General features: G+C 71.3%; 12 protein-coding genes. 10 read left to right on the top strand and 2 right to left on the bottom strand.

Annotated features, from left to right (window positions below):
• Positions 1-88 precede the first annotated feature (88 nt).
• Positions 89-1,555, top strand: coding sequence for a tRNA (N6-isopentenyl adenosine(37)-C2)-methylthiotransferase MiaB (gene miaB, locus ACYVIP_RS38365; protein WP_460405628.1), 1,467 nt, complete (start codon positions 89-91; stop codon positions 1,553-1,555).
• The gene (locus tag ACYVIP_RS38370; protein WP_460405630.1) at positions 1,552-2,034 is read left to right on the top strand and encodes an Rv2732c family membrane protein; all 483 of its coding nucleotides are present in this window, start codon (positions 1,552-1,554) and stop codon (positions 2,032-2,034) included. Before miaB ends, ACYVIP_RS38370 begins: the two co-directional genes overlap by 4 nt.
• A 68-nt stretch (positions 2,035-2,102) precedes the next feature.
• On the opposite strand, the gene ACYVIP_RS38375 is transcribed toward ACYVIP_RS38370, so the two are convergent.
• Positions 2,103-3,374, bottom strand: a complete 1,272-nt coding sequence (locus ACYVIP_RS38375; protein ID WP_460405807.1) for a DUF349 domain-containing protein — start codon at positions 3,372-3,374, stop codon at positions 2,103-2,105.
• Positions 3,375-4,162: 788 nt separating this feature from the next.
• Here ACYVIP_RS38375 and ACYVIP_RS38380 point away from each other — a divergent pair.
• The 5 genes from ACYVIP_RS38380 (at position 4,163) to ACYVIP_RS38400 (ending at position 9,251) form a co-directional block, all read left to right on the top strand.
• Positions 4,163-4,915 carry a class III extradiol ring-cleavage dioxygenase family protein gene (locus ACYVIP_RS38380; RefSeq protein WP_460405632.1) on the top strand — a complete coding sequence of 251 codons (753 nt, stop codon included), beginning with the start codon at positions 4,163-4,165 and terminating at the stop codon, positions 4,913-4,915.
• Entirely contained in the window at positions 4,912-5,805 is an 894-nt protein-coding gene (gene miaA, locus ACYVIP_RS38385; protein ID WP_460405634.1) for a tRNA (adenosine(37)-N6)-dimethylallyltransferase MiaA, read from the top strand. Before ACYVIP_RS38380 ends, miaA begins: the two co-directional genes overlap by 4 nt.
• Before the next feature lie 6 nt (positions 5,806-5,811).
• Complete coding sequence (dapF, locus tag ACYVIP_RS38390; protein ID WP_460405809.1) at positions 5,812-6,615, top strand: diaminopimelate epimerase; 804 nt, start codon at positions 5,812-5,814, stop codon at positions 6,613-6,615.
• A gap of 131 nt (positions 6,616-6,746) precedes the next feature.
• Complete coding sequence (gene hflX, locus ACYVIP_RS38395) at positions 6,747-8,159, top strand: GTPase HflX (protein ID WP_460405636.1); 1,413 nt, start codon at positions 6,747-6,749, stop codon at positions 8,157-8,159.
• Positions 8,160-8,231: 72 nt separating this feature from the next.
• Positions 8,232-9,251, top strand: a complete 1,020-nt coding sequence (locus ACYVIP_RS38400; protein ID WP_460405811.1) for a hypothetical protein — start codon at positions 8,232-8,234, stop codon at positions 9,249-9,251.
• 21 nt (positions 9,252-9,272) lie between these two features.
• Here ACYVIP_RS38400 and lexA read toward each other — a convergent pair whose 3' ends face one another.
• Positions 9,273-9,965, bottom strand: coding sequence for a transcriptional repressor LexA (lexA, locus tag ACYVIP_RS38405; protein WP_460405638.1), 693 nt, complete (start codon positions 9,963-9,965; stop codon positions 9,273-9,275).
• 311 nt (positions 9,966-10,276) lie between these two features.
• Here lexA and ACYVIP_RS38410 point away from each other — a divergent pair, with 311 nt between their 5' ends.
• The 3 genes from ACYVIP_RS38410 (at position 10,277) to ACYVIP_RS38420 (ending at position 14,513) form a co-directional block, all read left to right on the top strand.
• On the top strand, positions 10,277-10,747 hold the full coding sequence (locus ACYVIP_RS38410) for a LysM peptidoglycan-binding domain-containing protein (protein ID WP_460405640.1): 471 nt from the start codon (positions 10,277-10,279) through the stop codon (positions 10,745-10,747).
• A 368-nt stretch (positions 10,748-11,115) separates the two neighbouring features.
• On the top strand, positions 11,116-11,589 hold the full coding sequence (gene nrdR / locus ACYVIP_RS38415; protein ID WP_460405642.1) for a transcriptional regulator NrdR: 474 nt from the start codon (positions 11,116-11,118) through the stop codon (positions 11,587-11,589).
• A gap of 122 nt (positions 11,590-11,711) precedes the next feature.
• Positions 11,712-14,513, top strand: a complete 2,802-nt coding sequence (locus ACYVIP_RS38420; RefSeq protein ID WP_460405644.1) for a vitamin B12-dependent ribonucleotide reductase — start codon at positions 11,712-11,714, stop codon at positions 14,511-14,513.
• The last annotated feature ends 42 nt before the right edge of the window (positions 14,514-14,555 follow it).

The following is a 14,555-nucleotide window of genomic DNA, read 5'->3' on the forward strand; positions in this document are numbered from 1 at the left end:
AACTTACACTCGTTCGCGGGATGAATCAGCGGCTTGGGTCACCAGTACGGTTTCAACTCGGTCACGCCCGGTACGCTCGGTTGCTGTCATGAGCACGCGCACTTATCAGGTCCGCACGTTCGGTTGCCAGATGAACGTGCACGACTCCGAGCGGCTGGCCGGCCTGCTGGAGGACGCGGGCTACGCGCCGGCCGAGGCGGGTGGTGTGCCCGACGTCGTGGTGCTGAACACCTGCGCCGTCCGGGAGAACGCCGACAACAAGCTGTACGGGAACCTCGGTCACCTGCGGCCGACCAAGCTCGCCAACCCCGGCATGCAGGTCGCCGTCGGCGGCTGCCTGGCGCAGAAGGACCGCGGCGAGATCGTGCGCCGGGCGCCGTGGGTGGACGTCGTGTTCGGCACGCACAACATCGGCGCGCTGCCGGTGCTGCTCGACCGGGCCCGGCACAACGAGCAGGCGCAGGTGGAGATCCTCGAGTCGCTCGAGACCTTCCCGTCCACGCTGCCCGCGCGGCGCGACTCGGCGCACTCCGGCTGGGTGTCGATCTCGGTCGGCTGCAACAACACCTGCACGTTCTGCATCGTGCCGTCGTTGCGGGGGCGGGAGAAGGACCGCCGGCCGGGCGACGTGCTGGCCGAGGTCGAGGCACTGGTCGCCGAGGGTGTACTCGAAGTCACCCTGTTGGGACAGAACGTGAACTCCTACGGCGTCGAGTTCGGCGACCGGTTGGCGTTCGGCAAGCTGCTGCGCGCCTGCGGCGACGTCGACGGTCTGGAGCGCGTCCGGTTCACCTCGCCGCACCCGAAGGACTTCACCGACGACGTGATCGCGGCGATGGCGCAGACGCCCAACGTGTGCCACCAGCTGCACATGCCGTTGCAGTCGGGATCCGACCGGGTACTCAAGGCGATGCGCCGGTCCTACCGGCAGGCCCGGTACCTGTCGATCATCGAGAACGTGCGCGCCGCGATGCCCGACGCGGCCATCACCACCGACATCATCGTCGGCTTCCCCGGCGAGACGGAGGCGGACTTCGAGCAGACGCTGGCGGTCGTGCGGGCGGCGCGGTTCGCGAGCGCGTTCACCTTCCAGTACTCGAAGCGGCCGGGGACGCCGGCGGCCACCCTGCCCGACCAGCTGCCCAAGGAGGTCGTCCAGGAGCGCTTCGAGCGGCTGATCGCCGTGCAGGAGGAGGTTTCCTGGGCGCAGAACCGGGCGCTGGTGGGGTCGACGGTGGAGGTGTTGGCCTCGGTCGGCGAGGGTCGTAAGGACGCGGACACGCGGCGGCTGAGCGGGCGGGCGCGCGACGGTCGGCTGGTGCACTTCGCGCCGGGTGACGCGGACGTGCGGCCGGGCGACGTGGTGGAGACGGTGTTGACCTACGCGGCCCCCCATTACCTGGTGGCCGACGGGCCGCTGCGGGCGCACCGCCGGACCCGTGCCGGCGACAACCATGAGGCCGGTCTGCGGCCGAAGACGTCCGGTGTCGGACTCGGGCTGCCCTCGTTCGGGCCGCCGGCGGTGGTCCCGGCCGCGGGCTGTTCGGTTCCGTGACCGATCCGGAGGACGAGTTGCGTAGAGAGATCGATCAGGTCGAGCGCCGGGCGGCGCGGAAGGTGGACCTGGACACCCGGGCGATGGTGATCTCCGTCGCGGTGTTCGTGCTGATCGTCGGGCTGGTCCTGCCGTGGTTCGGCGGGGCGGCCGGGTACGAGGTGCTGCTCGGCACCGGATCGGGTGACGCCGTTGGCAAGGCGAGCATGGTGCCGAGGCTGTTCGCGGCCACGGCGCTGCTGTTCGGCGTCCTGGCCTCGGCGGTGGCTCTGATGACCCGGCTGTGGGTCGTCACCTGGGTGGGGGCGCTGGGCGGCTGGTTCGCCTCGGTCGACGGCGTCCTGGCGATCTGGTCCCGCCAGTCCTCCAACGGCGACCTCGGCCTGGGCCTGATCATCGCCGAGATCGCCATGATCGTGATCGCCGCCCAGTGGTTCCGAGTCGCCTGGTCCCGCCCTCCAACCACCCCACCCGCCTAACCGACGCCAGCCGGCTGACCTCGCGAGTCCAACGCTCCCGAGGCTGGCCGGCTTGGGGCTGATGACGGTTACCGGCTGGCTACCGCGTTCTCGGCGGCGGTGAGCCATTCGCGCCACTGGGCGGCCTGTGCCTCGGCCTGTTCGGCGCGGCGGGTGTCGCCGGCGGCCCTGGCCTTCGCGGCCTGTGCCTCGAACTGCTCCACCCGCTCCCGGAACTGTGCCGCGCGTGCCTCGGCCTCGGGGTCGGTGCGCCGCCACTGGGCGTCGGCGGCGTTGCGGACCTTGTCCTCGATCGCGCGGAGCTTGCCTTCCAGGTCACGGATGCGTTCCCGCGGCACCTTGCCGACCTCGTCCCAGCGCTCCTGGATCCGGTGCAGCTGCGCCCGGGCGGCCTCCAGGTCACCCCGTGGGTTGATCTTCTCGGCCTCCGCCAGCAGCGCCTCCTTGCGCTTGGCGTTGTCCACCAGTTCGGCGTCGCGTTCGTTGAACACCGACGAGCGGCGGCTGAAGAACTTGTCCTGCGCGGCCCGGAACTGCTGCCACAGCTGGTCGTCGGCCTCCTTGGGCGCGCGGCCAGCGGCCTTCCACTCGGTCATCAGGTCCCGGTAGCGCGCCGCGGTGGGGCCCCAGTCGTCGGACTCGGACAGTTCCTCGGCCAGGTTGACCAGTTCCTGCTTGCGTTCCTTGGCCGCGCCCCGCTGCCGGTCGAGGTCGGCGAAGTGCGATCCCCGGCGGCGGTTGAACGTGTCCCGCGCCTTGGAGAAGCGCTTCCACAGCTGGTCGTCGGTCTTGCGGTCGACGCCCTTGATCGTCTTCCACTCGTCCAGGATCGCGCGCAGGCGGTCGCCGGCGGCCTTCCACTGGGTCGAGGACTCGGCGATCTTCTCGACCTCGTCGACCAGTTCCTGCTTGCGGGCCAGCGCCTGGTGGCGGGCCTCGTCGCGGGCGTGCTTGACCGACTCGACGGCCTGCTGCGCGCGGTCGAGCACGTGGTCGATCCGCGCGGCCAAGCCGGCGAGGTCACCGACCAGCGCGGCGTCGGTCAGGCTGTCCTTGATGTGCTTGGCGCTGGTCAGGGTGTGCTTGGGGTCGCCGGAGCCGGCGGTCAGCCGCGCTTCCAGCAGCTCGACCTCGGTACGCACGTCGTCGAACCGGCGCGCGTAGTGGGCAAGGCCCTCCGCCGGCTCGCCGGCATGCCAGGAGCCGACCGCCCGCTCGCCGTCCCCGGTCGTCACGTAGACCGTGCCGTCGGCGTCGACCCGGCCCCACTTGGCGGGGTTCGCCGACGCCTCGGCCACCGGGCCGATCGCGGCGGCGATCGGCATGGCCGGCGGCGGCATGACGCTGGAGGGCGGCGGTGCCGGCGGGGCCACGGGCTCGGGCTTCGCTTCGGGTTCGGCCGCCGCTGCTGGCGTGGGTGTCGGTTCGGCGACCGGCGCGGAGGCCGGCGGGGCAGGCATTGGCACGGCCACCGGCTCGGTTGCTGATGCGGGCGCGGACTCGGCGACCGGCTCGGACGCCGATTCGGTGACCGGCTCGGCTGCCGGCGCGGCCGTCGATTCGGCGGCTGGCTCGGTTGCCGGCGCGGCCGTCGATTCGGCGGCTGGCNACGCCGACTCAGGTGCGGACTCAGCGACCGGCTCGGCTGCCGACTCAGGCGCCGGCGCGGGTGCGGGTGCGGACTCGGCTGCCGGCTCGGGCGGCGGCGCAGGTGTCGACTCCGGCGGCGACTCGATGGCCGACTCGATGGCCGACTCGGTGACCGGGTCGGTCTCCGTACGGCTGGCGCCTTCCGGGGTCGGCTGCTCGGCAGGGACGCCGACGCTGTCGGCGACCCCATTGGCCGAACTCTCGACCTGGGCTGCGCTCGTCTCCTGGCTCGTGTCCCTGTCCGTCATGGCCGGCTCCTCCCGCCTGCGTTGCCCGCGTACCTGCGGGCGCCCCGTTCCCACGGGGCCTGGCAACGTCGGTACCCGGCCCGCCAAGGGCCGTCGAAATCGCGCGGTACCCGCGCGCATTCAAACAGGTCATGGCCCGCCTCGGTACTCCACGGTCGACCCCAACAGCACAGGGTGACGCCCCGAGTCCGGAGAGTTCACGCCGAAGGGGGTCGGTAGCCTCGAACACCGTGATCGTCCGTGTCGCCGTCGTCGCGCACCCGCCGCTGCTGGTGCCCGAACTCGTGGCCGGCGACGACCCCGACGCCCGGCGCGTGCGGGACGCGAGCCTCGCCGTCGTCGCCGAGCTGGCCGCCGCCGCGTCTCGCTGGGTCGGTGTCGGCGCCGATCCGGCCGGGCCCCGGGTGCTGGCCGGCGACCAGGCGGGCACCTTCCGCGGCTACGGCGTAGACGTGGTCGCCCGGCTCGCGGCCACCGACACCGACACCGACACCGACACCGACACCGACACCGTGCCCGATCCGGCCATGCCGCTGCCCGCGCTGGTCGCCGGCTGGCTGCGAGCGCGGGCGGGCGCCGCCGAGGTCACCGTCCGGCTCGTCGACCAGGACCTCCCGCCCGCCGAATGCGCCACATTGGGCGAACAACTCGCCGCCGAGTTCGCCGGACCCGAACCCGTCGGGTTGCTGATCCTCGGCGACGGCTCCCACCGCCACGGCGACCGCGCCGTCGGCCGCCCCGACCCGCGCGCCGCCGCGTTCGACGACGCCGTGCACACCGCGCTCGCCGCCGCCGACCCGGCCGCGCTGCTGGCCATCGACCCGGCACTGGCCAGCGAACTGGGCGCTGTCGGCCGAGCCCCCTGGCAGGTCCTCGCCGGCATGGCCGCCGTCGACCCGCGCCGCTGGAAGAGCACCGACACCCGGCTGCTGGTGCCCTTCGGCGTCGCCTACCACTTCGCGGTCTGGAACCCCGCCGGATGAGGCCGATCGCGATCGTCGGCCCCACCGCGACCGGCAAGTCCCAGCTCGGTATCGCGCTGGCCGAGGCACTCGGCGGCGAGGTGCTCAACGCCGACGCGATGCAGCTCTACCGCGGCATGGACATCGGCACCGCCAAGGTCACCGAGGCCGAACGGCACGGCGTGCCCCACCACCTGCTCGACGTCCTGGACGTCACCGAGACCGCCTCGGTCGCCGCCTACCAGCGCGACGCCCGCGCGATCGTCGACCGGCTGCTCGCCGCCGGGCGGGTGCCGATCCTGGTCGGCGGCTCCGGCCTCTACCTGCGCGCCGTGCTGGACGACCTGGAGTTCCCCGGCACCGACCCCGACATCCGCGCCCGGCTGGAGGCCGAGCTGGCCGAGTCCGGCGCGCCGGACCTGCACGCCCGGCTGACCACCCTCGACCCGCTGGCCGCGGCCGCGATCCTGCCGAGCAACGGACGACGGGTGGTCCGCGCGCTGGAGGTCATCGAGCTGACCGGCCGGCCGTTCTCCGCGACGATGCCCCGGCCTGGCCCGGCCCGCTGGGACACCCTCCAGGTCGGCCTCGACCTGGACACCGATTCACTCGATCGGCGGGTTGAGCAGCGGGTGGCGCGAATGTTCGCCGACGGCCTGGTCGACGAGGTCCGCCGGCTCGACGACCATGGCCTGCGCACCGGCCGCACCGCTGCCAGGGCCCTTGGCTACCAGCAGGTCCTCGACGCCATCGACGGCCGCCACGACTTGGCCGAGGCCGCCGAGGCCACGGTGCGGGCCACTCGCAGGTTCGTCCGCCGCCAACGGTCCTGGTTCCGCCGTGACCAGCGCGTTCGCTGGCTGGACGCCGCCGGTGACGGTCTGCTGGGGACCGTCCGCGACCTGTCATAGGGTCGGCTGGTGCACATTCCGTTCGTCAAGGGGCACGGCACCGAGAACGACTTCGTGCTGCTGCCCGACCCCGAGTCCGCCCTCGACCTCACCCCCGCGCGGGTGCGCGCCGTGTGCGACCGCCGGGCCGGGCTCGGCGCCGACGGCGTGCTGCGGGTGGTGCGCGCGGAGGGCACCTGGTTCATGGACTACCGCAACGCCGACGGCTCGGTCGCCGAGATGTGCGGCAACGGGGTGCGGGTCTTCGCCCGCTACCTGCTCGACGAGGGCCTGGTCAGCACCAGGGAGTTCACGATCGGCACCCGGGCGGGCGAGCGGGGCGTGCGGATCGACGACCGGGGCGCGGTCACCGTCGACATGGGCCGGGCTCGGGTGTTCGGCGAGTCGGTGGCCACGATCGGCGAGCGGCGGTTCCCCGGCGTCGCGGTCGACGTCGGCAACCCGCACCTGGTGTGCCGGGTCGACCGGCTGGACGATCTCGACCTCAGCGCGCCACCTGTACACGATCGGATGATTTTCCCCGACGGGGTGAACGTCGAGTTCGTGGTGGTCGAGGCGCCGGACCGGATTCGGCTGCGGGTGCACGAGCGCGGGGTCGGCGAGACCCGCTCGTGCGGCACCGGCACGGTCGCCGCGGTCGCCGGCATTCTGCACGGCGCCGGGCACCAATCCGGCGCCGCGGACGTTCACATACCAGGCGGACGTGTGCACGTCGTGGTCGGTGACGACACGTGCACGCTCACCGGGCCTGCCGTATTCGTCGCGCGCGGCGAAATCGATCAGTCCTGGTGGGAGTCGGTATCGGAATAATTCCGTCGATTCGTTCGCTGCCGCATGGGAACATGTGCATACCACGCACGAAAACGGATCGAGAAAGCGGGTTTCACCACGTGACAGAGAATCTCAATCAGCGGCAAACCGACGGGCAAACCGACTACGGGTTGACTGACCTGGCTGAGCTCTCCGCGGGTGAACTCGAGCTCTCCGAGCGTGCCGCGCTGCGGCGGGTCGGCGGTCTGTCGACCGAGCTCGCGGACGTCACCGAGGTCGAGTACCGCCAGCTGCGGCTCGAACGGGTCGTGCTGGTCGGCGTGTGGACCGAGGGCAGCGCCGCGCAGTCGGACGCCTCCCTCGCCGAGCTCGCCCGGCTCGCCGAGACCGCGGGCTCGGAAGTGCTCGACGGCCTGGTCCAACGCCGCGACCGGCCCGACCCGGCCACCTACATCGGCTCCGGCAAGGTCACCGAGCTGTCCGGCGTGGTCGCCGCGGCCGGCGCCGACACGGTCATCTGCGACGGCGAGCTCTCGCCGTCACAGCTGCGCCAGCTGGAGGCCAAGCTCAAGGTCAAGGTCATCGACCGCACCGCGCTGATCCTGGACATCTTCGCCCAGCACGCCCGCTCCAAGGAGGGCAAGGCGCAGGTCGAACTGGCCCAGCTGCAGTACTTCCTGCCGCGCCTGCGCGGTTGGGGTGAGGCACTGTCCCGCCAGGCGGGCGGCCGGGCAGGCGGCGCGACCGGCGGTGTGGGCCTTCGTGGTCCCGGTGAGACCAAGCTGGAGACCGACCGCAGGCGCATCCGGACCAGGATCTCCAAGCTGCGCAGGGAGATCACCGCGATGAGCACCGTGCGGGACACCAAGCGGGGCCGCCGGGTGGCCAACGAGGTGCCCAGCGTTGCCATCGCCGGCTACACCAACGCCGGCAAGTCGAGCCTGCTCAACGCGCTGACCGGCGCCGGGGTCCTGGTGGAGGACGCGTTGTTCGCCACCCTGGACGCCACCACCCGGCGCACCACCACGCCCGACGGGCACACCTTCACGCTCACCGACACCGTCGGGTTCGTGCGCCACCTGCCCCACCAGCTGGTCGACGCGTTCCAGTCGACGCTGGACGAGGTGGCCGACGCCGACCTGATCCTGCACGTCGTTGACGGGGCCGACCCGAACCCGGAGTGGCAGGTCGACGCGGTGCGCGAGGTGCTCGGCGAGATCGCCGACCGCCGGGAGGAGAAGCTGCCGACCGAGCTGGTCGTGGTCAACAAGATCGACGCGACCAACGAGCTGGCGCTGGCCCGGCTGCGCAACCTGCTGCCGGGCGCGGTGTTCGTCTCCGCGCACAGTGGCCTTGGCATCGAGGAGCTGCGCGAGCGGGTGGCCATGCTGATTCCCCGGCCGGATGTCGAGGTCGAGGTGCTGGTCCCGTACGCGCGCGGCGAGCTGGTCGCGCGGGTACACCGGGAGGGTGAGGTGCTCACCGAGCGGCACACCGAGCAGGGCACCGTGCTGGCCGCGAAGGTCAAGCCGGACCTCGCCGGGACGCTGGCCGGCTTCTCGGTGAACGGCACCGCCGTCTGATCGCTACCGTGGACCACGGAAGTGGGGCCACGGAGGTGTGTCAGTTTGCGGGGAGCACTACTGGGCGTGTTGCTGCCTGGGTTGGTATTCGCCACGACGATGGTCGTGGCGCTGCCGGCCCAGGCAGTCGCCGGCCAACCGGCGGCGCCCGTGGTCCGGTGCGCGGTCACCGATCCGCGGCTCGCCGAGCTGTCCGGACTGGTCGCCGACGACCAGCGGTGGTACGCGGTCAACGACGGCGGCACCGCGGCCACGGTCCAGGTGCTCACCAAGGACTGCGCGGTGGAGCGCGAGATCGTTGGCGATATCGACCCGTACGACGTGGAGGACCTCGCCCGCGACGCGGACGGCACGTTCTGGTTGTCCGACACCGGCGACAACGACCGCGACCGCGAGACCATCGCGCTGATCTCGCTGACCCCCGACGGCGTCTCGACCCTCTACCGGCTCAGCTATCCCGACGGCGCGCACGACACCGAGGCGCTGCTGCTGGACACCGCCGGCACACCCCACCTGGTCACGAAGTCCACGTCGGGCACCGCGCAGGTCTACCGGCCGGCGGGCGAACTCGCGAGCCCCGGGCCCACGCCGCTGGAGCTGGTCGGCTCGGTGGCGATCGAGTCCACCACGACCTCGGGCGGCCCGATACCCGGCATCATCGGCTCGGTCACCGTGACCGGCGGCGCCACCAGCCACGACGGCTCGGTGGTCGCGCTGCGCACCTACACCGACGCCTACCTGTGGCACGTCCAGGACGACGACCTGGTGGCCGCGCTGGGTACCGAGCCGGTGCGGGTGCCGTTGCCCGACGAGGCGCAGGGCGAGGCGATCGCGTTCGAGCCGGACGGCACGCTGGTGTCCGCCTCGGAGAACACCGGGCAACCGGTCCGCGCCGTGCCGGGGGCGGCCGCGCTGGTCATCCCGCCAGAGCCGACACCGGAACCGGAGGCGCCGAAGGTCGCCGAGGACGACCCGACCAGCGGCCGGTCAGGGGAGGACGGACTGCCCGCCCTGCCGGCCGCCGCGGTCGCCGTCGCGCTGGTGGGCGGTGCGCTGGTGTTCTTCGGCCGCAAGGCGCGCCGGCGGCGCTGACGCCCTGGCGCGGCGGCGGCCTCAGAGGCGCCGCAGTACCGCGACGACCTTGCCGAGGATGGTGGCGTCGTCGCCCGGGATGGGCTCGTAGGCGTCGTTGTGCGGCATCAGCCAGACGTGGTCGTCCTTGCGCTTGAACGTCTTCACCGTGGCCTCGCCGTCGATCATGGCGGCGACGATCTCGCCGTTGTCGGCGGTCGGCTGTTGGCGCACCACGACCCAGTCCTGGTCGGTGATGGCCGCGTCGACCATCGAGTCGCCGGTGACCCGGAGCAGGAACAGCGATCCCTCGCCGACGATCTCCTTCGGCAGCGGGAAGACGTCCTCGACGGCCTCCTCGGCCAGGATCGGCCCACCGGCGGCGATCCGGCCGAGCACCGGCACGTAGGTGGGGCGCGAGCTGTCCGAGCTTGGCGCGGTGTCCTCACCGGCGGCCTCGCCGACCAGCGTGGTGGCGCCGACCTCGGCCGGCACCGGGATCGCGTCCGGGGGCAGCACGCCGATGGCGCGCGGCCGGTTCGGGTCGCGGCGCAGGTAGCCCTTCTGCTCCAGCGCGCGGAGTTGGTAGGCGACCGACGAGGTGGAGGTCAGACCGACCGCCTCACCGATCTCCCGGACGCTCGGCGGGTAGCCGAACCGCTCGACCCAGGTGCGGATCACTTCGAGCACTTCCCGTTGCCGGACAGGAAGGTCGGCGTCGTCGCCGGGGCTCACGTCCGGGAAATTACGTAGGTTGCCCCGCAACGGCTTCCGCTTGGGGACGCCCTTGGGTATTCCTCCGGGTTTGCGTGGCACTGCCCTGCCTCCCTGCGTGCCGGATCGGTCATCGATCCGGGGGTGACTGTCTGTTTTCATCTGCACCATCGACGTTAACCGTCCGCCACGACGAGATCAAACACCTGTTCGACGACACGCCGTGGTGGACTCGTTTTCTGTCGGTCCCCTGTGCTACAAATTCGCACGAAGGTTCGATCGAACTACTGTTCGAGGTTCGGTCAGGTGTTCGAGCGGTGCGGGAGGCGGCCATGAGCGTTACGGCGCACAGGACGGAGCAGGTGGGGCAGCGTGCGGTGCGCGTGCCCGTTCAGCGCACGACCCCGGCCGACCCGGTCGTCTCGCCACCACGTCGGGTACGGGTCCATGGTTATGTCGGCCCGCCCGCCCGCCGCCGGGTGGCCGGCGCGCCACGGGTGGTCGCGTCCGCCGCCTGCCGGCCTCGGCAGCGGATCTCGGTGCTGTCGCTGCTCGCGGTCGGCGCGTCGGTGTGCCTGGTCGTGGTCGGCCTCGGCACGCTGGCCGGCGCCGGCGCGGCCGAGGTGCCGACGCGCACCGAGGTGGTGTGGGTGCGGTCGGGGGAGACCCTCTCGGAGTTGGCGGCCAGGATGGCGCCCTCGAGCGACCAGGCCGCGGTCGTCGACCGGATCCGGGAGTTGAACAGCGGCGTGGCCGACGGCGTCCGGCCCGGTCAGCCGTTGCGCGTGCCGTCCGAGGGCTGAGTCCACGCCCTGGGCACCTCGCCCGGTGTGGCGTGTGCCACGATCCGCGCCGCCCGATGGCCTCGCGTCCGGGGCGCCTGCGCGCTGGGTAACCGGTGCCCACCCCTGCGTCCAGCCTTCGTGCTCGGGTCGTCGCCGGCTCGGCACCCTCGGTGAGCAAGCCGGGCGAACATCGACTCGTCCGCGTGTCGCACCGGTGTCGACTTGCATCATGTGGCGTCTAGGCATACCGTCGACCCCAACATCTAGTAGTTACATCACTGTAGTTAGTCCACAGGTTGGGGCGACCTGTCCACCGGTTGTCCACCAGTACATCCACAAGATGATCACCTGTTGGGCTGGCCGGCGCGCACGAGGGGTTGGTTGGCATGCGGTGTCCGTTCTGTCGTCATTCGGACTCCAGGGTCGTCGACTCGCGTGAGGTCGACGAGGGCCAGGTCATCCGCCGTCGCCGGTCGTGCGCCAAGTGCAGCCGTCGGTTCACCACCGTCGAGGAGGCCGTGCTCGCCGTGGTGAAGCGCTCCGGGGTGACCGAGCCGTTCAGCCGGGAGAAGGTCGTCACCGGCGTGCGGCGCGCCTGCCAGGGCAGGCCGGTCGACGAGGACGACCTGCAGCAGCTCGCCCAACGGGTCGAGGACGCGATCCGGTCGACCGGCGCGGCCGAGATCCCCAGCCACGAGGTCGGGCTGGCGATCCTCGGGCCGCTGCGCGAGCTCGACGAGGTGGCCTATCTGCGCTTCGCCAGCGTCTACCGCTCCTTCTCCTCCATCGAGGACTTCGAGAAGGAGATCACGGGGTTGCGCGAGGCGATGGCGAGGAAATCCGAACAAGAGGGGACATGAGCCGAACCAGCCGTCGGGCCGCGATTCGGCGACGTGCCAGGCAGCAGCAATCCAGACCTCACCGGACCGGGCATCCGGTGGCACGTGTGGGGCGAGCGAGCAACGAGGGAGAGGGACAGGGCATGACGGAGACCGTCGACACGTCGGAGCGAGGGCTGACCGAGGGTGGGCTCACCGTCGCGCGGGTGCACACGACCGAGGGCGTGCACCCGTACGACGAGGTGACCTGGGAACAGCGCGACGTGGTGATGACCAACTGGCGCGACGGGTCGGTGAACTTCGAGCAGCGTGGCGTCGAGTTCCCCGAGTTCTGGTCGGTCAACGCGACCAACATCGTCACCAGCAAGTACTTCCGGGGCGCGGTGGGCACCCCGGTGCGGGAGCACTCGCTCAAGCAGCTGATCAACCGCGTGGTGCGGACCTATGTGGACGCGGGGGTCAAGCACGGGTACTTCACCACGCCGGCCGACGCCGAGGTCTTCGAGCACGAGCTGGTGTGGATGCTGCTGCACCAGGTGTTCAGCTTCAACTCGCCGGTCTGGTTCAACGTCGGCACCAGCTCCCCGCAGCAGGTCAGCGCGTGTTTCATCCTCGCGGTCGACGACACGATGGACTCGATCCTGAACTGGTACCGCGAGGAGGGCCTGATCTTCAAGGGCGGCTCCGGCGCGGGGCTCAACCTCTCCCGGATCCGCTCGTCCAAGGAGCTGCTGTCCTCCGGTGGCACCGCCTCCGGGCCGGTGTCGTTCATGCGCGGCGCCGACGCCTCGGCCGGCACCATCAAGTCCGGCGGCGCCACCCGGCGGGCGGCCAAGATGGTCGTGCTCGACGTGGACCACCCCGACGTCGAGGAGTTCATCGAGACCAAGGCCAAGGAGGAGCACAAGATCCGCGTCCTGCGCGACGCCGGCTTCGACATGGATCTCGGCGGCTCGGACATCACCTCGGTGCAGTACCAGAACGCCAACAACTCGATCCGCGTCTCGGACGACTTCATGCGTGCGGTGGACGCCGGCAACGACTTCGGCCTGCGGGCGCGCACCACCGGCGAGGTGATCGAGCGGGTCGACGCGAAGACGCTGTTCGGCAAGCTGGCGCGGGCGGCGTGGGACTGCGCCGACCCCGGCGTGCAGTACGACGACACGATCAACGACTGGCACACCTGCCCGGAGTCCGGCCGGATCACCGCGTCCAACCCGTGCAGCGAGTACCTGCACCTGGACAACTCGAGCTGCAACCTGGCGTCGCTGAACCTGATGAAGTTCCTGCGCCAGGACGGCACCTTCGACGCCGAGGTGTTCTCCCGGTCGGTCGAACTGGTCATCACGGCGATGGACATCTCGATCTGCTTCGCCGACTTCCCGACCGAGCCGATCGGCGACACCACGCGCAAGTTCCGTCAGCTGGGCATCGGCTACGCCAACCTCGGCGCGCTGCTGATGGCCACCGGCCACGCCTACGACTCCGAGGGTGGCCGGGCGCTGGCCGCGAGCATCACCTCGCTGATGACCGGCACCGCCTACCGGCGGTCGGCCGAGCTGGCCGGTGTCGTCGGCCCGTACGAGGGCTACGCCCGCAACGCCGACGCGCACCAGCGGGTCATGCGCAAGCACGCCGCGGCCAACGACCTGATCCGCACCTATCACGGCAATGACGCGACCGTGCAGCGCCTGGCGACCCAGGAATGGCAGCGCGGCCTGGCGGTCGGCGCGGCGAACGGGTGGCGCAACGCCCAGGCGTCGGTGCTCGCGCCGACCGGCACCATCGGCCTGATGATGGACTGCGACACCACCGGGATCGAGCCGGACCTGGCGCTGGTGAAGTTCAAGAAGCTCGTCGGCGGCGGGTCGATGCAGATCGTCAACCAGACCGTGCCGGGCGCGCTCAAGTCGTTGGGCTACCAGGACGAGCAGATCGAGGCGATCGTCGAGTACGTCGCCGAGCACGGTCACGTGGTGGACGCGCCCGGCCTGCGCCACGAGCACTACGAGGTGTTCGACTGCGCGATGGGCGAGCGGTCGATCGCGCCGATGGGCCACGTGCGGATGATGGCCGCGGTGCAGCCGTTCATCTCCGGCGCCATCTCCAAGACGGTGAACATGCCGGAGGCCGCGACCGTCGAGGACGTCGAGCAGATCTACTTCGAGGGCTGGAAGCTGGGCCTCAAGGCACTGGCGATCTACCGCGACAACTGCAAGGTCGGCCAGCCGCTGTCGGCCGGCAAGGGCGCGAAGGCCGCCGCCGAGCCGGAGAAGGTCATCGAGTACCGCCCGGTCCGCAAGCGCCTGCCCAAGAAGCGCCCGTCGCAGACGGTGTCGTTCACCGTCGGCGGCGCCGAGGGCTACCTGCACGCCGGTTCGTACCCGGACGACGGGCTGGGCGAGATCTTCGTCAAGCTCGGCAAGCAGGGCTCGACGCTGGCCGGGGTGATGGACGCGTTCTCGATGTCCATCTCCGTCGGTCTGCAGTACGGCATTCCGCTGGAGTTCTACGTCTCGAAGTTCCAGAACGTGCGCTTCGAGCCGGCCGGCATGACCGACGACCCGGACATCCGGATCTCGACCAGCGTGCTGGACTACCTGTTCCGTCGGCTGGCGCTGGACTACCTGCCCTACGAGAAGCGGGCCCAGCTCGGGGTGTTCACCGCGGACGAGCGGGCCGCGCAGGTCAGCTCCGACTACGGCACGCCCTCGGACGTGGACCTGGAGGGGCTGCGTACCTCGGTCGACGCGTCCCCGAAGGCGGCGGCTGCCCCCGAGCGGAAGCCGGAGATCACCGAGGCGCACAGCTCGACCGAGCTGCTGGAACTGCACCTCGGCAAGGTCGCCGACGCGCCGCTGTGCATGACCTGCGGCACGAAGATGCGCCCGGCCGGTTCCTGCTACCTGTGTGAGGGCTGCGGCTCCACCTCGGGCTGCAGCTGACTCAGGGTGGGGTCGGCCGTCCGGCCGGCCCCACTCCGTAGG

This window comes from Actinophytocola sediminis, assembly GCF_054779715.1.